This window comes from Catenulispora acidiphila DSM 44928 (assembly GCF_000024025.1).
Lineage (GTDB): Bacteria > Actinomycetota > Actinomycetes > Streptomycetales > Catenulisporaceae > Catenulispora > Catenulispora acidiphila.
The window spans coordinates 5,836,620-5,853,452 of sequence record NC_013131.1 but is presented as its reverse complement, the minus strand read 5'-3'; the positions used below and the strand labels follow the sequence as shown (position 1 = coordinate 5,853,452).

General features: G+C 70.6%; 18 protein-coding genes. 12 read left to right on the top strand and 6 right to left on the bottom strand.

What is annotated here, in order from left to right:
- Positions 1–149: 149 nt before the first annotated feature.
- Together CACI_RS53610 and kstD are read left to right on the top strand one after the other, a co-directional pair.
- The gene (locus CACI_RS53610; RefSeq protein ID WP_015793684.1) at positions 150–1,907 is read left to right on the top strand and encodes a serine/threonine-protein kinase; all 1,758 of its coding nucleotides are present in this window, start codon (positions 150–152) and stop codon (positions 1,905–1,907) included.
- Positions 1,908–1,995: 88 nt separating this feature from the next.
- The gene (kstD, locus tag CACI_RS25195) at positions 1,996–3,756 is read left to right on the top strand and encodes a 3-oxosteroid 1-dehydrogenase (protein WP_015793683.1); all 1,761 of its coding nucleotides are present in this window, start codon (positions 1,996–1,998) and stop codon (positions 3,754–3,756) included.
- A gap of 9 nt (positions 3,757–3,765) precedes the next feature.
- Here kstD and CACI_RS25190 read toward each other — a convergent pair whose 3' ends face one another.
- Positions 3,766–4,137 carry a darcynin family protein gene (locus tag CACI_RS25190; RefSeq protein WP_015793682.1) on the bottom strand — a complete coding sequence of 124 codons (372 nt, stop codon included), beginning with the start codon at positions 4,135–4,137 and terminating at the stop codon, positions 3,766–3,768.
- A complete protein-coding gene (locus CACI_RS25185; RefSeq protein WP_015793681.1) occupies positions 4,137–5,030 on the bottom strand; it encodes an NAD(P)H-binding protein in 894 nt (297 codons plus the stop codon). The genes CACI_RS25190 and CACI_RS25185 overlap by 1 nt, the downstream gene beginning before the upstream one ends.
- 138 nt (positions 5,031–5,168) lie before the next feature.
- Between CACI_RS25185 and CACI_RS25180 the strand changes: the two genes are divergently transcribed.
- Complete coding sequence (locus CACI_RS25180) at positions 5,169–6,098, top strand: LysR family transcriptional regulator (protein WP_049871702.1); 930 nt, start codon at positions 5,169–5,171, stop codon at positions 6,096–6,098.
- Positions 6,099–6,138: 40 nt separating this feature from the next.
- Here CACI_RS25180 and CACI_RS25175 read toward each other — a convergent pair whose 3' ends face one another.
- Entirely contained in the window at positions 6,139–6,663 is a 525-nt protein-coding gene (locus tag CACI_RS25175; RefSeq protein ID WP_015793679.1) for an RICIN domain-containing protein, read from the bottom strand.
- Between the two features lie 155 nt (positions 6,664–6,818).
- Between CACI_RS25175 and CACI_RS25170 the strand changes: the two genes are divergently transcribed.
- The 5 genes from CACI_RS25170 to CACI_RS25155 are packed head-to-tail and all read left to right on the top strand — an operon-like array spanning position 6,819 to position 10,636.
- A complete protein-coding gene (locus tag CACI_RS25170; protein ID WP_015793678.1) occupies positions 6,819–7,547 on the top strand; it encodes a response regulator transcription factor in 729 nt (242 codons plus the stop codon).
- Positions 7,544–8,917: a sensor histidine kinase gene (locus CACI_RS25165; protein ID WP_015793677.1), complete on the top strand. Its 1,374-nt coding sequence runs from the start codon at positions 7,544–7,546 to the stop codon at positions 8,915–8,917. The genes CACI_RS25170 and CACI_RS25165 overlap by 4 nt, the downstream gene beginning before the upstream one ends.
- 60 nt (positions 8,918–8,977) lie before the next feature.
- Entirely contained in the window at positions 8,978–9,403 is a 426-nt protein-coding gene (locus CACI_RS46025; RefSeq protein WP_015793676.1) for a hypothetical protein, read from the top strand.
- Positions 9,400–9,684 (top strand): hypothetical protein, encoded by a 285-nt coding sequence (locus CACI_RS50220; protein WP_015793675.1) that lies wholly within the window; start codon positions 9,400–9,402, stop codon positions 9,682–9,684. The genes CACI_RS46025 and CACI_RS50220 overlap by 4 nt, the downstream gene beginning before the upstream one ends.
- Positions 9,685–9,694: 10 nt before the next feature.
- On the top strand, positions 9,695–10,636 hold the full coding sequence (locus CACI_RS25155; RefSeq protein ID WP_015793674.1) for an extracellular catalytic domain type 1 short-chain-length polyhydroxyalkanoate depolymerase: 942 nt from the start codon (positions 9,695–9,697) through the stop codon (positions 10,634–10,636).
- Between the two features lie 32 nt (positions 10,637–10,668).
- Here CACI_RS25155 and CACI_RS25150 read toward each other — a convergent pair whose 3' ends face one another.
- Positions 10,669–12,189, bottom strand: a complete 1,521-nt coding sequence (locus tag CACI_RS25150) for a DUF2079 domain-containing protein (protein WP_015793673.1) — start codon at positions 12,187–12,189, stop codon at positions 10,669–10,671.
- A 288-nt stretch (positions 12,190–12,477) separates the two neighbouring features.
- On the bottom strand, positions 12,478–13,032 hold the full coding sequence (locus CACI_RS25145; RefSeq protein WP_015793672.1) for a TetR/AcrR family transcriptional regulator: 555 nt from the start codon (positions 13,030–13,032) through the stop codon (positions 12,478–12,480).
- A gap of 110 nt (positions 13,033–13,142) precedes the next feature.
- On the opposite strand from CACI_RS25145, the gene CACI_RS25140 reads away from it, so the two are divergent.
- Genes CACI_RS25140 through CACI_RS25130 form a run of 3 tightly spaced genes read left to right on the top strand, consistent with a single transcriptional unit; the run spans position 13,143 to position 15,811 of the window.
- The gene (locus tag CACI_RS25140; protein WP_015793671.1) at positions 13,143–14,108 is read left to right on the top strand and encodes an alpha/beta hydrolase; all 966 of its coding nucleotides are present in this window, start codon (positions 13,143–13,145) and stop codon (positions 14,106–14,108) included.
- A 53-nt stretch (positions 14,109–14,161) separates the two neighbouring features.
- Complete coding sequence (locus tag CACI_RS25135; RefSeq protein ID WP_143765382.1) at positions 14,162–15,004, top strand: LysR family transcriptional regulator; 843 nt, start codon at positions 14,162–14,164, stop codon at positions 15,002–15,004.
- Between the two features lie 57 nt (positions 15,005–15,061).
- Positions 15,062–15,811, top strand: coding sequence for an SDR family oxidoreductase (locus CACI_RS25130; RefSeq protein WP_041540448.1), 750 nt, complete (start codon positions 15,062–15,064; stop codon positions 15,809–15,811).
- A gap of 35 nt (positions 15,812–15,846) precedes the next feature.
- Here CACI_RS25130 and CACI_RS25125 read toward each other — a convergent pair whose 3' ends face one another.
- Positions 15,847–16,362 (bottom strand): pyridoxamine 5'-phosphate oxidase family protein, encoded by a 516-nt coding sequence (locus tag CACI_RS25125; protein ID WP_015793668.1) that lies wholly within the window; start codon positions 16,360–16,362, stop codon positions 15,847–15,849.
- Between the two features lie 123 nt (positions 16,363–16,485).
- Here CACI_RS25125 and CACI_RS25120 point away from each other — a divergent pair, with 123 nt between their 5' ends.
- The gene (locus tag CACI_RS25120) at positions 16,486–16,728 is read left to right on the top strand and encodes a hypothetical protein (protein WP_015793667.1); all 243 of its coding nucleotides are present in this window, start codon (positions 16,486–16,488) and stop codon (positions 16,726–16,728) included.
- The last annotated feature ends 105 nt before the right edge of the window (positions 16,729–16,833 follow it).

Below are 16,833 nucleotides of genomic sequence, written 5' to 3'. Positions count from 1 at the left end.
ATTGCAACAACTCGATTACCACTCGAACGGAGTTATTTACCGAGCCCCGCCGCACCTCGTGTCAGGAGTAAATTACTAAGGACCCTGCTGCACCACCGAAATTCAAGCAGGGCTCCGGCGCCACAGTCCCTTCCGGAGGGCAGATCTCGATGCGGACGCGCACAGGGCAGCCGCCCCAAGCGTTTCACCCCACCCGGATCGGGCCCTATGAGGTGTTACGCCGCCTGGGCGCGGGCGCGATGGGCGAAGTCTTCCTCGCCCGCTCGGCTTCCTCGAGGCTGGTCGCGGTCAAGACCATCCGCGCCGGGCTGGCCGAGCACGCCGGGTACCGGCGCCGGTTCGCGCACGAGGTGGACGCCGCCAAGCGCGTCAGCGGCGCCTTCACCGCGGCGGTCGTCGGCGCCGATCCGGACGCCGACCTGCCGTGGCTGGCCACCGTCTACGTACCGGCGCCGTCGCTGGAGGAACTGGTCGCCACCTGCGGACCGATGGCGGTCTCGGCGGTGCGCTGGCTGGCCGCCGGATGCGCCGAGGCGCTGGAGGACGTACACCGCGCCGGGCTCGTCCACCGGGACTTCAAGCCCGCCAACGTGCTGGTCACCGCCGACGGACCGCGGGTCATCGACTTCGGGCTGGCTCGCAGCGACGGACTGCCGCAGGGCACTGCCGCCGGCATGGTGATGGGCACGCCGCTGTACATGGCACCCGAACAGGCGATGGGGGACCGCGTCGTCGGACCGCCCGCCGACGTGTTCGCGCTCGGTGCGACGCTGTACCACGCGGCCACCGGCGCGGCTCTGTACCAAGAGGAGAAGGCGGTCGGCGTTCTGCTGCAGAAGATGCGGCAGCCGCCGGACCTCACTCGCGTGCCCGGGGAACTTCGTGGGCTGATCGCCGGGTGTCTTTCTCTGGATCCGGACGATCGCCCGATGCCCGCTTCGCTGATCGCCGCTCTGGCGCCGCATCTGGCTGCGGCCGATGCCTTGCAGCCGCTGCCGGAGGCGGTGCTGTCGTACATCGAGGACTATCGCGTCGCGGAGATGGAGCTGACGCGGTCGCGGCGTTCGAAGGCGGACACCGCTGTCCTCGGGGAACCGACGCATGTGGCGGCGCGCGAAGGCGACTCCGGCGACTTCGGCGATGGTGTCGGTGACTCTGGCGACGGCGACCACGCCGGAACCGTGGACCCGCGACCCCGCCATCCCTCCTTTCCCCCGGAAGACGCGCCGTCGAGCCGGGCGACGGTGAACCGGCGGCGGACGCGCCCCAAGTGGTGGCAGCGCGACCCGTTCGGGCGGCGCTCGCCGGTGGCGCCGGTCATGGTCGCGGTCTGCGTCCTGCTCGCGCTCGGCGTGGCGGCGATCAGCGGTCTGCTGCTGGTCGGGACGCTGCGGGCGGGCAGCGGGGACTCCACCTCGCCGGCGGCCGGCGCGCCGTCCGGGGTGGCGGCGGCCACGACCGGCGGCGTCCAGTCCGAGGGCTCTCCGCCGCCGGTCAACTCGCCGCCGCCCCCGACCAATTCCGGTCCGCCTCCGTCCCGGGCCGGCGGCGGTCCGCCGCCGCAGGGTCCGCCGCCGGAAGGCGCGCCGAGCCCGCCGGCCGGTGCGGTCACCGAGGTCGACGGCGTGCGCCTCGGGGTCCGGCCGCCGTTCGGCGACCCGCTGACCACCTACATCCTCAACGGCGAGAACTGGCCGGCCGGCCAGACGGTGACGGTGACCTTCCTGAACGATTCATCCGTGCCACCGGTCAAAACCGTGGTCGACGGGAACGGGGAGTTCAGCGTCGCGCTCGACCAGGGCGCCGGGGCGGTGGCGCTCCCGAACGGGCGCTACCACGTCCGGGCCTCGGCGGGGAGCCGGTCGGAGATGGTCTCGTTCGTGGTCGGGCCGCCGCTGAGCTCCTGACCCGGGCCCGCTCGGAGGGCTCTTGACTTCCCAAGACCACCGGATCAGATTCCTGATGCATCGTCAGGTATCTGATTCGGAGGGCGCCATGCCCGTGCACGGAACCCCGGACCTCTCCCGCCGCCGCGTCCTTCAGGGCGCCGCCGCGGGCACCGCAGCTCTGTTCGGCGCGGGGGTGGCGACCGGCGCGAACGCCTACGCCGATGCTCCCGTCCTGGGCACGTACGACGTCGTGGTGGTCGGCTGCGGCGCGGCCGGAATGACCGCCGCGCTGACCGTGGCCGCACGCGGGCTGTCGGTGGTCGTCGTGGAGAAGGCGCCGACGTTCGGCGGCTCGGCGGCGCGCTCGGGAGCCGGGATCTGGCTCCCCAACAACTCGGTGATCCTGGCCGCCGGCGTCCCCGACACCCCGGCGCTGGCCGCGCAGTACCTGGCCGCCGTGGTCGGCGACGGCTCGACCCCGGCGCGCCAGCACGCTTTCCTGAGCACCGGACCGGCGATGCTGTCGTTCGTCATGGCGCACAGTCCGTGCCGCTTCAAGTGGATGGACGGCTACTCCGACTACTATCCGGAGCTTCCCGGCGGGATGCCCGGCGGCCGCTCGATCGAGCCCGACGTGATCGACGGCCACATCCTCGGCGCCGAACTCGCGCACCTGAACCCGGCCTACCTCCCGGTCCCGGCCGGGCTCGTGGTGTTCAGCCAGGACTACAAGTGGATCAACCTCGCCGCGGTCAACGCCAAGGGCACGGCGGTCGCCGCCGAGGCTGCCGCTCGCGGAGCCGCCGCCGCGCTCGCCGGTCAGAAGCCGCTGACGATGGGCCAGTCGCTGGCCACCGGGCTGCGCGCCGGACTGATGCAGGCCGGGGTTTCGGTTCTGCTGAACACGCCGCTGACGGACCTGAACATCGTCAACGGACGGGCGACCGGCGTCGTGGTCACGCAGAACGGCGCGCCCGGCGTGATCACCGCGCGCCGAGGCGTCATCGTCGGCTCCGGCGGCTTCGAGCACAACGCCGCGATGCGCGCGCAGTACCAGCAGCAGCCGATCGGGACGACGTGGAGCGTCGGCGCCAAGGAGAACACCGGCGACGGCATCCTGGCCGGGCAGCGCGCCGGCGCCGCCTTGGCGCTGATGGACGACGCGTGGTGGGGTCCGACGATCCCCAGCGGCGACGGGCCGTACTTCTGCCTGGCAGAACGGACGCTGCCCGGCGGGCTGATCGTCAACCAGACCGGCCACCGGTTCGTCGACGAGGCGGCGCCGTACGTGGACGTCGTGCACACGATGTACCGGCAGAACGCCACGGCGGCGGACATCCCGTCCTGGCTGATCATCGACCAGAACTTCCGCGACCGCTACGTCTTCCGGGACATCCTGCCGACCCTTCCGTTCCCCGCCTCGTGGTACCAGAACGGCTCGGTCTACAGGGACCTGACCCTGTGGGGTCTGGCGAACCAGATCGGAGTCTCGCCCTCGACGCTGACGAACACCGTCGCGCACTTCAACGGACTGGCGATCACCGGCAAGGACACCGACTACGGCCGCGGCGTCAGCGTCTACGACCACTACTACACCGACCCGGCGATCTCCCCGAACTCCTGCCTGGCGCCCCTGTGGCTCGCACCGTTCTACGCACTGAAGATCGTCCCCGGCGACCTCGGCACGAAGGGCGGCATGGTCACCGACGAGCGAGCCCGCGTACTCCGCGCCGACGGCTCGGTCATCGGCGGCCTGTACGCGGCAGGCAACGCCAGCGCCGCCGTCATGGGACACAGCTACGCCGGCGCCGGCTCGACGATCGGGCCCGCGATGACCTTCGGGTACATCGCGGGCAATGACATCTAGCGGCATGGGTCACGTGCTGATGGTGGCGACCGCTTCCAATCCGTAGGTGCGGGCGTAGCCGTTCTCCGTGCCGACCAGGATCTCGACGACCTCGAAATAGCGGTCCCAGAACGGGGTTTCGCGCAGTGCGTCGATGAGGAGCTGGTAGGCGCGGTGGTCGTCGGCCTCCCAGACCCAGACGTCGGTGACGCGTGCGGAGTAGAACTCCGTGTCGTAGAAGCGTGAGCGGACCCCTGTGGTCTTGGCGGTGATGGCGGGCAGGACGTGGGTGGTGAAGGCGTGCACGCGTTCTGCGATGGTCAGGGCCAGCCACTCGGGGGTGGTCTTGACCAGCATGAACGCGGTGACCGGTGCTTCTGCCGTCTCAGCGTTGGCGCTCATCAGGACTGCACCGCCGGCTTCAGCGTCTCGGCGCACCACTGCTCGAACGTGGTGGGGGAGGAGGTCCCCGGGATACGCGCGACGCCGGTGTCCAGGCCTTCGTCCTTGGCCCGCTTCATGTCCACGATGCCTTGGACGAACTCTTCGTTGAGGCCGTAGCCGACCAGCGTCGTGAACATCTCCTCCAGTGGCTGGCGCTCGTAGCGGACCGGCTGGCCGAGCTGCTCGGTCATGATGCGTGCCAGGTCGTTGGCGGACAGGTCCTCCGGACCGAGGACCGGGACGCTGCCGACGCTGGTCCATGAGCGGTCCAGCAGCAGGCGCTCCGCGGCGGCGGCGATGTCGGCGACGGCGACCAGCGGCGCCTTGCGGTCGGGCTCGACCGTGTCGGTGAAGAAGCCCTTCTCGCGGATCGAGTCGGCCTCCTCCAGCAGGTTCTCGAAGAAGGAGGGGTTGGCCAGGGCGCGGTAGGCGACGCCGGAGCCGGCGATCAGGTCGTCCATCGCCAGCGAGGCGGTGACCAGGCCGGCCCGGTCGGCGAGCGGGGTGCCGCGGCCGAGTGCGGAGACGCCGACCGCGTGCCCGACGCCGTGCGCAGCCAGCGCTTCGGCGGCGGGGCGGGTGAAGGTGGTCCAGGCGTCCAGCGGGGTCAGGGAGGCGTCCGGCGGGACGAGCCAGAAGACGGCGTCGGCGCCGGCGAAGGCCTGGTCCAGGACGTCGGGGTCGCCGTGCGAGCCGGTGACGATCTCCACGCGGCCGCGTGCGCAGTCCGGGACCCGGGCGGGATCGCGCACGATCACGCGCAGTTCCTCCCCGGCGGCCGGAGCGGACTCCAGCAGCAGGGCGAGCAGGCGACGGCCGATGTTCCCGGTGGGGGCGGTGATGACGATCATGAATTCCTCGGTGGTTCAGAAGACCGGTGGTTCGGTGCTGATTCAGTGCTGCGGTACGCCTCCATCGTGCGGAGGTCGGCAGTGCTGCCACAATGGGAACTTCAGCACGGAATCATTGACGGAAATGGAATAACGCAGGTGAGCAGCCAGAACTCCGCCCTCGACGCCAACCTCGCGATCGCCCTGGACGCCCTCCTGGCCGAGAACAGCGTCACCCGGGCCGCCGCGCGCCTGCACACCTCGCCGGCCGCCATGAGCCGCAACCTCGCCCGCCTGCGCCGCATCCTCCAGGACCCCCTCCTGGTCCGCGCCGGCCAGACCATGGTCCCCACCCCGCGCGCCCAAGCCCTGCGCGAGGAAGCCGCAACCGTCGTGCGCAGCCTCAGCACCCTGCTCAGCCCCGGCGCCAGCGCCGACCCCGCCACCCTCACCAGCACCTTCACCCTGCAAGCCGCCGACGTGATCGGCGCCGTCCTGGCACCCGGCCTCCTACGCCTGTCCCAGCACGAGGCGCCAGGCGTCGCCTTCCGCATCCGCGCCGAGGAACTAGAAGCCGGACCAGCCCTGCGCGACGGTCGCATCGACCTGGAAGTCGGCTCCATCGACCACGTAGACCCCGAAACCCAGGTCGAGGAACTCCTCACCCTCCGCATGACGGCAGCCGTCCGCCCCGGCCACCCCCTCACCGAAGGCCCACTGACCCCCGCCCGCCTCGCCGCAGCACAGCACGTCGTGGTCAGCCGCCGAGGCCGCTTCACCGGTCCCCTCGACACAGCCCTGGCCGACCACGGACTCACACGACGCGTGAGCGTCGTCCTACCGGGCCACTTGGCAGCCATGAGTCTCGCGGCACGCAGCGACATCGTGTGCCTGGCACCCGCCCCGCTCCCCGGCGCCGCCGCATCGCCGCTGACCAAGGAGGCCGCCGTCCTCGGTCTCCAGCTGCTCGACATCCCGCTGGAACTGCCGCCGCTGGTCATCGGCATGGCGTGGCATCCTCGGCACACCGCCGATCGGGCGCACCGCTGGCTGCGCAGCGCCGTCCGCCGGGCGTTGTGCACGCCGTGAAGGGCTGCTCGGTGGCAATCCCCTCACGGCGGCGTCCGAGTCAGAAGTCGAAGTGCCACTTCTGATAGTGGGCGGTGATGTCGCAGGGCCAGGTGCGCAGCACGGTGCCGTTGGCGACGCTGCTGGTGTTCAGGCACTGGCTGCTGGCCACGTTCTCGATGACGGCGTAGGCGCCGTTGGTGAAGGGGGAGGGGTTGTCGGCGAACAGGGTGATCCACTGCTGGGTGTTCGAGGCGGTGCACGGTCCCATCACCACTGGGCCGTCGCCTTGGGCCAGGGCGTCGAGGCAGTAGTTGGTGTTCTGGTTGACCAGGGCGAAGGTTCCGGTCGCCTGGTTCGGGCGGTCCTGCCACTTCTGCTCGGGGACGCCGGTGCAGTTCCACATCTGGACCGTCTCGGCGTTCTGGACGGCGTTGTCCATGCAGTGTGTGGAGCCCCAGATGCGGACGGATACGTAGGGGAAGGGCTGGTCGGCGTGGGCCGCGCCGCCCGACACCACGACGGCCGGCAGTGCCATGACCGCCGAGGAGGCGAGCAGGGTTGCCCGCTTGGTGAGCTTTCGCATTGGTCTGCTCCGATGGGTGATGGAATGGTGCGAAGGAGGTTCTTCGCCGGACCAGGGTGGTCGCCGCGGGAGCCCGGTGTCGCATCGCGTTCCGCTCACCGGAACGCATAGCATCCAGCCCTGCGGCTGCACCGAGCGAAGGGCGGGGAACGGACGTGGCGGAGCGGGCGGCGACCTGGCGTCTGTTGGTGGTCGACGACGACCCCGCACTTCGGCGTGGGCTGGGGCGCGCGCTGGGGCTGTCGGGGTTCGCCGTGGAGACCGCCGCTGACGGGCAGGCCGCGCTGGCGGTGCTGGGCGGCGGCGGGGTCGACGCGGTGGTGCTGGACGTCTCGATGCCGGGTATATCAGGGGTCGATGTCGTGCGCCGGCTGCGGCGGCAGGGCGACGACGTCCCGGTACTCATGCTCTCCGCGCTGGACGACGTCGCCGACCGGATCGCCGGGTTGGCGGCGGGCGCCGACGACTACGTGGTCAAGCCGTTCTCGACCGCTGAGCTGGAGCTGCGGGTGCGCGCGCTGCTGCGGCGCGGACGTCCCGTGCCGCATGGAGTGGTCGCGGCGTGCGGGATCGTCATGGATACCGATGCCCGGACGGTTACCGCCGCGGGCTGCCCGCTGGAACTCACTCGGCGCGAGTTCGATGTCCTGGAGGTGCTTGTCCGCAACGCCGGCGCGGTGCTGACCCGGGATCAGCTGCTGGACCGGGTCTGGGGCTACGACTTCCAGGTGCGCTCCGACGCTGTGGACACTGTGGTCAGCTATCTGCGGCGCAAACTTGAAGCCGACGACCGGCCGCGTGTCCTGCACACGGTGCGGGGCGTCGGTTTCGCGCTGCGTGGCGGACTGGAGCAGCTGGACGGGATCGGCGGTGAGCAGCTGTGAAACTCTCCACGCGCTTCGCCTGGGCTTCCGCCGCGCTCCTGCCGGTGCTGATCATCGCCGCCGGCGCCGCGCTGGTCCCGTGGGAGAGTGCGGACCTGCGCGCCGAGCGCGACGCGTACCTCCACACACGCGCCGATTCCCTTGCCCCGCAAGCCTCTTCGCTCGCTGCGCAGACCTCCGACCCCGCCTCCCAGGTCCGGCAGGCGTTGCAGGCGCCGGACGATTCGGTGGTCCTCGCCGTGCACGGTCTGAACGTCGCGGTCGGCGACGCGCCCCCGGTCGCTCGGCTGCCCACGGTCGACGGTGCCTTCAGCGTGCGCGAAGGCCTGCGGCAGTGGCGCGGATACTCCTCCTCCGATGCGGCGACGAAGGCGCGGGTCTGGGTCGTCGAGCCCGAGTCGGTCCTGTCCGCCAAGGTCCGCAAGCTCCGGGGACGCGTGTGGTTCATGGCGCTCATCGTCTCGCCGGTGGCTTTCGCCGCGGGCGGGCTGCTCGGGCGGCGCACGATCAAGCCGCTGACCGTGCTGCGCGAGCGTGCGCGGCTGGTGAGCTCGGGGACCGGCGCGCGGATCGCGCTGCGTACCGGGGTCGATGAGGTCGACGACGTCGCCGGCATCCTGGACGCCGCCCTGGCGCGCCGCGACGAGCAGGAGCTGCGGATCGTCGAGGCCTGGCAGGCGGCACGCTCCTTCGCCGCGACCGCCGCCCACGAACTGCGCACCCCGCTGACCGGCATTCAGACCGCGCTGGATGTGCTGGAGCATCCGGGCGCCGAGGCCGCTGACCGCCGCGAGGCGTTGGACGACCTGCGTGAGGCGCATACGCGTGTCCTCGGACTGCTGGAGGTTCTGCGGGCGCTGTCGCGCGCCGAGCTTGCCCGCCCGGAGCAGTTCACCGAGGTGGACGTCGCCGAACTCGTCGAAACAGCTCTGCACGCGGCGCGCAACCGCCATCCCGGGACCAGCTTCGACGCCCGCGTGGCCATCCCCGCCGGAACTCCGCAGGCGGCGACGCTGCTCAGCTGGTCCGACGGCCTGCGGATGGTCCTGGACAACCTGCTCGACAACGCCGCGATCCATGGCGGCGGTAGCAGTGCCCAGATAGTCATCGGGCTCTCGCGCGAGCCCGGATTCCTCCTGCTGACGGTCGACGACCAGGGTCCGGGAATCCCGCCGGAGCTGCGCAGCCGCCTGTTCGACCGCTTCGTTGCCTCCAAAGCCAGCCCTGGTTTCGGCTTGGGATTGACCATCGTCGCCCAAGTCGTCGCACTGCACCAAGGCACCGTCCAGGCGGGTCCGACCCCGACCGGACGCGGAACCCGGTTCCTGGTCCGCCTGCCATCACAAGGTTTTCCCAAAGAGGGTCTCTAACTTCGGTCGCGAACGGCCGCCGCTTCCAGGCGGCTGCGCTGACCGAAAGGTGGACCCACCATGTCTCGCACCATGTGGACGGCTGTGGTACTGACCGCCGGGCTGCTCGCCGGCTCGACCGGTATCGCTTCCGCCGCTGACGCCACGCCGACGACCGGAGCCAGTTCCGGCTCCAGTTCCGGCACCGGTTTGGCGGACCTGCGTGCCGATGCCGGACAGGACTGCAAGCTCATCACCGACCTGGGTCCGGCGGTCACCGACCTGCTGGCGATCATCAACGGCGACGCGGCCACTCCCGGCTCGGTCGCCTGGCTCAACGCGCAGGCGGCGCGCGCCAAGTCCGCCGGCCACACGAACCTCGCCACCTGGCTGACGACGCGCGCGACGTTGCGGCAGGAGCAGGGCGGCGTGCTCCAGACCCGGCAGCAGCTCCTCACCAGCGGTGCGTCCTGGTGCCAGGCGCACGGCTTCGGGACCGAGTCGTGAGTGCGAGTGCCCCGCACGGCCGCTCGCTCGGCGTGTTGTGCCTAGCAGCGGTGCTGGCCGCGAGCCTGTCCGGATGCCGTCCGCGAGCGAGTGCGGATCCGGATCCTGCGATTCCGCCGACCCCTGCGATTACTGCCGTCTCGCCGTCGAGCGTGTCGGATTCCGGCGCGGTGGGCCAGCAGGACATTGACAACCTCAACGGCATCCTGTCCTCGGTGGGCGGCGCCGTGACCTCGGTCCGCTCGGCGATGACCGCCGACAGCCAGACCCCGAAGGGCTGACCCGACCACGATGAGAAGAAGCGCCTTCACCGCCGCTGTCGCCGCGATGTGGCTGGTCCTGGCGACGGCACTGGCCGGTTGCCAGAGCCGCACGCACGCCTCCCCGGTCCCGTCCTCCGCGCCGGTCGGAGGGTCCGCGCAGTCCATCAAGATCGGCGGCGCCACCCGGACGTTCCACCTCTACCGTCCGCACAATCTGCCGGCGCGCGCGCCCCTGGTCGTCATGCTCCACGGCGGCTTCGGCACCGGCACCCAGGCCGAGCAAGACTACGGATGGGACCAGGAGGCCGACCGCGACGGCTTCGTCGTGGTCTACCCCGACGGCGTGGACCACGCCTGGAACACCGGCGGCGGCTGCTGCGGCAACCCGGCGGAGCAGAACACCGACGACGTCGGCTTCATCAAGGCCATGATCGGCGCCATCCAGGGCGAAGTCCCGATCGATCCCTCCCGCGTCTACGCCACCGGCATCTCCAACGGCGGCATCATGGCCTACCGCCTGGCCTGCGACACCAACCTGTTCGCCGCCATCGGCCCAGACTCCGCAACCCTGCTCGGTACCTGCCCCGCACCGAAACCGCTGTCAGTCCTGCACATCCACGGCAGCGCAGACACCCGCATCCCCTACAACGGCGGCGAAGGCGAGGGCTACGCGCACATCAACGGCCCACCGGTCCCCTCCGTCGTGTCCACCTGGCGCACCATCGATTCCTGCACCCCACCAACGACCCAGACCAAAGACAAGGTCACCACCTCCACCGCCACCTGCCCCGACGCCCGAACCGTCGAACTGATCACCATCACCGGCGCAGGCCACCAATGGCCCGGCAGCCCCCAGCGCCCGGTGAAGAAGGCTCTCCTGGGCTCGGACACCCCCTCCACGGCACTGAACGCGACGGACGTCTTCTGGCAGTTCTTTGCGGCGCATCCCAAAAGCGACGCCTCTGGCTGATGCGTGGGTGGGTGCGTGAGCGGTGCGGACCGCTACCCGTGCCTGGTGTAGTCCGGCACGGATCCCGGCTTGGTCAGCACGACGTAGAAGTCGTCGTGCCACACGGGGCGATAGCCGTTCGTCTCCAGATATGTGACGCGCGCCTTCTGGGCGGCGGCGTCCGAGATCGGGAACGTCGGATCGGAGATTTGCGCGACGACCCAGGGTGCCCAGCGTGGGGTCTTGTCCAGCAGCAGCACCGTGTCGCGCGCGCTCAGGTGCGGGCCGATCAGGCTCGCCGCCTCGACGACCACTCCGTCGGGGACGTGGCCGGCGGCTGTCGCGGCGGCGCGGTCCGCAGGGGTCAGCCGGTAGAAGGATGACTGGCCGTAGGCGTCGAAGGCGAACTTCGGGATGACTGCGACCGACACCATGAGGGCTCCGGCTGCCCATGCTGGACCGATGCGCTTGGTCCAGGTCCAGATGGGGCGCAGCCGCGTGAGGAGCATGTTGATACGCAGTGCGCCGTCCAGGCCTGCCGCCACCAGCGGAACGATCAGCTCCGCATTGTACTGATACTCCTCGCCCCACCAGTTGGGGAACAGGTTCGACCCCATGCGGGCGGCCAGTGCCGGAATGACCATCAGGGTCAGCGGCGAGGCCAGGGGGAGGAGCAGCAGCGGCACGACGAGCCAGGTCATCGTTGTGATCTTGATGGACGGCGTCCCGAACAGCTGGAGCGTCGAGACCGGGTGCGCGATCGCGTGCGTCGTGGCGCTCGGCAGGTCCGGGCCCAGCGCGGTGTAGGCCCAGTAGTAGTTTCCGCGTCCGCCGAACGCGGGGATGAAGACGTGCGTCGCCACGAGCGTCCAGCCGACCCCGCCGACCACGAACGCGGCGCCGAGCAGACGCTGGCGGGCGTACTTCTCCTGCGCCGGGAGCCGGCAACCGGTCACCAAGAAGAGGCCGAACCCGGCGACGAGCAGCCCGATGTCCTCCTTGACCAGCAGCAGGAGGCACGCGGCGAGCACCGCGTGCACGCGCCGCCCGGCCTGATACCGCTCCAGCAGCACCGCGCTGAGCAGCGGCACGAAGGCGGTCTCGTGGAAGTCGAAGGCGACCGCCGCAGCCACCGGCCACGACACCGCGTAGATCACGACGACGCAGTACGCTGCGAACGTCCCCGAAGCCCGGCGCGCGTAGACCCATAGCCACGGAATGGCGCCTGCCAGCAACACGGACTGCGCGACCAGCAGCGTCTTCGGATTGCCGGAAATCCAATACAGCGGCGCGAGCACGGCGATGATCGGCGAGAAGTGGTCGCCGAGCACGGTGAACTGCGCGCCGAAGTTGTTGTGCACACCCTTGACGATCGCCACCGGCAGATGGAAGTGGCTGTAGGAGCGCACCGCCTGATCGAATATCACCAAGTCGTAGGTGGACGACCGATACGTGCGGTAGACGGTCAGCTCATAGACCGCATACGCCACGGCGACCAGAACGACCATCGCGGCGAGCACATAGCCATGCGGAGAGCGGCGAGCGGCCGGGCGCTCCGCGAGATCTTCGGGCATGGCGCGCAGTGTGTCACAGCGCTCTGGGGTGTCGCCGTCGGGTCCGACACCCCGCACCGCACGGCACTGCACCGACCGCACCGCACCGACCGGACTGCACCGCGCCGCACCGACCGGACCGCGCCGCACCGACCGGACTGCACCGCACCGCACCGCGCCGACCGCACCGCGCCGCGCCGACCGCACCGCGCCGCGCCGCGCCGACCGCGCCGCGCCGCGCCGACCGCACCGCGCCGCACCGGCACCGACCGCACCGGCACCGACAGCACCGCACCGCACCGCGCGCCGTCAGACGTGGAAGCGCTCGAGCAGCCGATCCAGCCGCGCCTCCTCATACCCCGCCCGCAGCCGGTCGCCCTTCGTCAGCGCGGCTATGCCGTGCAGCGCGCACCACACGGTCTCGGCGTACGTCTCCACGTCCGTGGCGCCGATCAGCGGCTCGAGCGCGGCGACCAGTTCGACGAAGCTCGGCTCCGCCTCGTTGAACGCCTCGCCGATCGGCTGGAGGAACATCGCGTCGTACAGCGCCGGGCGGGTGCGCGCGAATTCGAGGTAGGTCTCGGCGAAGGCGCGCAGGGCGCGCTCGGGAGACTCGTGCGCGGTGCGCGCCTGGTGCAGCTGGGCGGTCAGCTCGACGAAGCCCTCGATCGCGACCGCGGCGACGATCGCGTCCCGGTCCTTGAAATGGCTGTAGAGCACCGGCTGGCTGTACTCGACCAGCTGTGCCAGTTTCCGGGTCGTCACCGCGTCCCAGCCTTCGGCTTCGGCCAGGTCGCGGGCGGTGGCGACGATCAGGCGGTGCCGGTCGGCCCGCTCCCGCTCGCGGCGCTGCTGAATGGACATGACCACGATCCTAGCAGTGCTAGACATTCTTGCGGCGACAGTGCTAGCGTCGAAAACAGTCCTAGCGTTGCTAGATTCTCTGAGATTTCACTCCCGCGATGGAGGGCGTCATGACTCGCCACAACCACACCCTGGTCCCCGAAGCCGCCGCCGGCTCGACACCGGCGTTCCGGCACAAGGTCCGGTTCCCCGTCGGCAACACCTACTGCGTCGCCTGGCACTACCCCGGAACCAACGGCGCCTGCGTGATCATGGCGTCCGGCGCCGGGGTGACGAAGGAACCCGGGACCGACCGCTTCGCCCGCCGCTTCCACGACGCCGGATTCTCCATCGTGGCCTTCGACCACCGCCGGTTCGGCGAGAGCGGAGGCCGGCAGCGCCAGATTGTCCGCACCCGGGAGCAGCTGGCCGACTGGCGCGCCGCGATCGGCTTCGCCGCCACGCTCCCGGACGTGAAGCCCGAGCGCATCGCGATCTGGAGCTTCTCCATGGGCGGCGGCCACGTCATCCGCACCGCCGCACACGACCAGCGGGTGGCCGCGGCGATCGCGCAGATGGCCCTGGCCGACGGACAGGCGGCCGCGCCGAAGGCGTTGCGCAGCATGACGTTCGGCGCGCTGCTGCGCGTGACCGGCAAGGGCATGCTCGACGGGCTCGGCGCCCTGCTCGGCCGGCGTCCCCTGCTCATCCCCGCGACCGGCGAGCGCGGCACGGTCGCCATGCTCACCACGCCGGACGCCCTGGACGGCACCGACGCCCTGGACCCGCACGGCGAGCACGTCGACACCTGGGACCAGACGATCGCCGCTCGCGTGGTGCTGCGTGCCGGCTTCTACCGCCCGATCCGCCACGCGTCGCGCGTGCAGTGTCCGTTGCTGGTCGTCGCCTGCGACCAGGACCAGACCGTCCTGCCGGAGCCGGGCATCCGGGCCTCTGAGCTGGCGCCGCGCGGGGAGCTGCTGGTCGTGCCCGGCACGCACTACGCGCCTTTCCTGCACGCGCATGAGCAGGCTGTCACGACCGAGCTCTCCTTCCTGTCGCGGCATCTGCTTCCTGCGGCGCAGGCCACGGCGTAGGTCAACCTGGTCAGCCTGGCGAGATCGCGAAAGCGGCGCTCTAGGATTCGGATGTGGAACTTCGGCAGATGCGGTACTTCGTGGCTGTGGCGGAGGAGCTGCATTTCCGGCGCGCCGCGGAGCGTCTGTTCATCTCCACCCCGACCCTCAGCCAGCAGATCAAGGCTGTCGAGCGGGAGATCGGCGGTCCGCTGCTCATCCGGCGTCCCGAAGGCGTCAGCCTGACGCCGGCCGGCGAGGTTCTGCTCCGCGCGGCTCGCCAGGTGCTGGCGGCTGCGGACGACGCCGTCCGCGCCACGCGCGAGGCGGCCGGCACCGCCGCGCCGGTCCTGCGGTTCGGCCTGCTCAACGGCGTGCCGCCGCGCCTGATCGAGCGCATCACGAGCCGGCTGGACGAGCGGGTCGACAGCCGTCTCGACATGACCAGCGGCACGACCGCCGAGCTGGCCCGGCTGCTCGAGGCGGGACGGCTGGACCTGGTCATGCTGCGTGCCCCGGTCGACCTGCCGCCTCAGCTGAGGTCGGTCCACGTCGCCTCCGAAGAACTCGGCGTCCTGATGTCCGAGCAGCACGATCTGGCCGGCTCCGCCTCGGTCACCCTCGCCGATCTGGCCGGGCGCGAGATGGTCCTGTTCCCTCGCGCATCGGCTCCGCAGCTGCACGACTCCGTGCTCGCGGCGCTGGACGGGGTCGTTCTGAGCACGAGCGCGATGGGGTACGCCCCGATGCTCGCCGTCCTGCCGCTGCGACCGGACGTCTTCGGGCTGAGCTCGGCGCGCGCCGCCGGGGTCGCCGGGCTCGCCTGGCGGCCGATCGAGGGGCGGCCGCTGGTCGTCGAGTACGTCGCGGCGTGGTCGGCGCACAATCCTCGAGCAGCGGCGTTAGTCGGAGGCTAACGGCTGCTAGGCAGCAGGTCGTGGACCTGCGGCAAGGCTCGGCGATCTCATGGAGACATGAACGCAGAGCACAGAGAACATGTGATGATCATCGGCGGCAGCTCCGGGATGGGGCTCGCACTCGCCGCGTCGATCCTCGCCACCGGAGACCGGGCGACGATCGTCGGCCGGGACGCGGCGCGGCTGGATGCCGCACGCAAGCACCTCGAGGCCGACGCGCCACCCGGCAACGCCGCGAGCCTGACCACGGCTGTCGCCGACATCGCCGAGGAGTCCGCTCTCGAGCGGCTGTTCGCCGGAACCGGCCCGGTCGACCACGTCGCCGTCACGGCCGTCGACGCCACCGGCGCCTACCAACCTGTCTCAGCCTTCGACGCGACCGCCGCCCGCCGCCTGATCGACACCAAGCTGCTCGGCGCCGCCCTCGTCGCCAAGCACGCCGCCCCGATCATGCCGTCCACCGGCTCCATCACCTTCACCTCCGGCATCGCGGCGTACCGCCCGGCGCCCGGCGGGTCGATGGTCGCGGCCGTCAACGGCGCCCTGGAATCCCTCGCCGCCGCGCTGGCTCTGGAGATGGCGCCCCTGCGGGTCAACGTGGTGTCGCCGGGCTGGGTCGACACGCCGGTCTGGGACGCGATCGCGGGGGAGGGCAAGACCGCGCGGCTCGACGCCATGGCGCAGCGGCTTCCCGCCGGCCGCGTCGGAGCGCCGCAGGACATCGCCCAGGCATTCAGGGCTCTGATGGCCAACGGCTTCATCACCGGAACGGTGCTGCACGTCGACGGCGGGCACCGCTTCGTGTGAGTTGTTCGGGTGACCTGCTTGTGTGACCCGGTGTCTCAGGCGGGGAAGCTGTAGCGCGTCTGACCGTAGGGACCCTTGTCGAAGGCAAGGACCTTCACCGGCTTGACGCCGAAGACGAACACGGAGCTGTTCGGGGCGTGAGGGTCGCGGAACCCGTCCTCGGCGGCCTGGAAGTCCCAGTCGAGCTTGGACTTCCAGAGCGCGACGAGGCGCTGGAGCAGGTCCTGATCGGTGACGCGGGCGGCGCTTCCCTCGACCACCACGTCCAGTCCGAAGTGCAACGCGTTGGCACCCGCGCTCAGGACACAACGCGGGTCGAACAGCAGGTTCTTGGTCTTCTGCTCGTCGGAGCCGCTGCAGAAGTAGAGCGCTCCGTCGAGCCAGACCGCCGGCAGCGGCACCACGTGCGGCCGTCCGTCACCGCGCACGCTCGACAGCCAGAACATCTCGCGGGCCGCCAGCACCTCGGCGACCTCGGCCCACGGCCGCGCCTTGGCGCTGCGCTCGCTGAACCGCGCGTCGAGCTCCCCGATCGGTTCGATCTCGGGCATCGGCGTTCTCCTCCTCGATTCGATGATCCCCAGGGTAGAGCAGCGTAAGAAACAGACCACTGATACACGCGGAGGGCTACCGTTTGTAGGACGAGCACACGTGAATCCCGACAGGGGGACGGAATGAAAACTGTCGTCAAGCGGCTCGGCGGCTTGGCCGCCGCCACAGGCATCGCGCTCTTCATGACCGCGGCGCCCTCGAACGCGGCTGTCACCGCCGGTAGCGCCACCTCCGCCGGCACCGGCACCGTCGCGCCGAACGCCACGGCGATCGAGTACGGCCTCGTCGCCTCGCCCGACGCCACCGCGATCGAGTACGGCCTCGTGGTGTCCCCGGACGCCACGGCGATCGAGTACGGCCTCTGACACCGGAAAGCCGGACCCCGAGGGATAGCCCTGAACGCACTCGGCAACCAGTTCCCGAAAGCTTCTCAGTGCTCTTAAATAGCCCCTACCTGACATCTGTCGAAG

Bases quoted from the DNA above. Each gene is read 5' to 3' on its own strand.
- CACI_RS25120 (WP_015793667.1), top strand. From the start codon at position 16,486: ATGAAAACTGTCGTCAAGCGGCTCGGCGGCTTGGCCGCCGCCACAGGC.
- CACI_RS25185 (WP_015793681.1), bottom strand. From the start codon at position 5,030: ATGATCGTCATCACCGCCCCCACCGGGAACATCGGCCGTCGCCTGCTC.
- CACI_RS25140 (WP_015793671.1), top strand. From the start codon at position 13,143: ATGACTCGCCACAACCACACCCTGGTCCCCGAAGCCGCCGCCGGCTCG.
- CACI_RS25155 (WP_015793674.1), top strand. From the start codon at position 9,695: ATGAGAAGAAGCGCCTTCACCGCCGCTGTCGCCGCGATGTGGCTGGTC.
- CACI_RS53610 (WP_015793684.1), top strand. From the start codon at position 150: ATGCGGACGCGCACAGGGCAGCCGCCCCAAGCGTTTCACCCCACCCGG.
- CACI_RS25150 (WP_015793673.1), bottom strand. From the start codon at position 12,189: ATGCCCGAAGATCTCGCGGAGCGCCCGGCCGCTCGCCGCTCTCCGCAT.
- CACI_RS25130 (WP_041540448.1), top strand. From the start codon at position 15,062: ATGAACGCAGAGCACAGAGAACATGTGATGATCATCGGCGGCAGCTCC.
- CACI_RS46025 (WP_015793676.1), top strand. From the start codon at position 8,978: ATGTCTCGCACCATGTGGACGGCTGTGGTACTGACCGCCGGGCTGCTC.
- CACI_RS25145 (WP_015793672.1), bottom strand. From the start codon at position 13,032: ATGTCCATTCAGCAGCGCCGCGAGCGGGAGCGGGCCGACCGGCACCGC.
- CACI_RS25125 (WP_015793668.1), bottom strand. From the start codon at position 16,362: ATGCCCGAGATCGAACCGATCGGGGAGCTCGACGCGCGGTTCAGCGAG.
- CACI_RS25175 (WP_015793679.1), bottom strand. From the start codon at position 6,663: ATGCGAAAGCTCACCAAGCGGGCAACCCTGCTCGCCTCCTCGGCGGTC.
- CACI_RS25190 (WP_015793682.1), bottom strand. From the start codon at position 4,137: ATGAGCGCCAACGCTGAGACGGCAGAAGCACCGGTCACCGCGTTCATG.
- kstD (WP_015793683.1), top strand. From the start codon at position 1,996: ATGCCCGTGCACGGAACCCCGGACCTCTCCCGCCGCCGCGTCCTTCAG.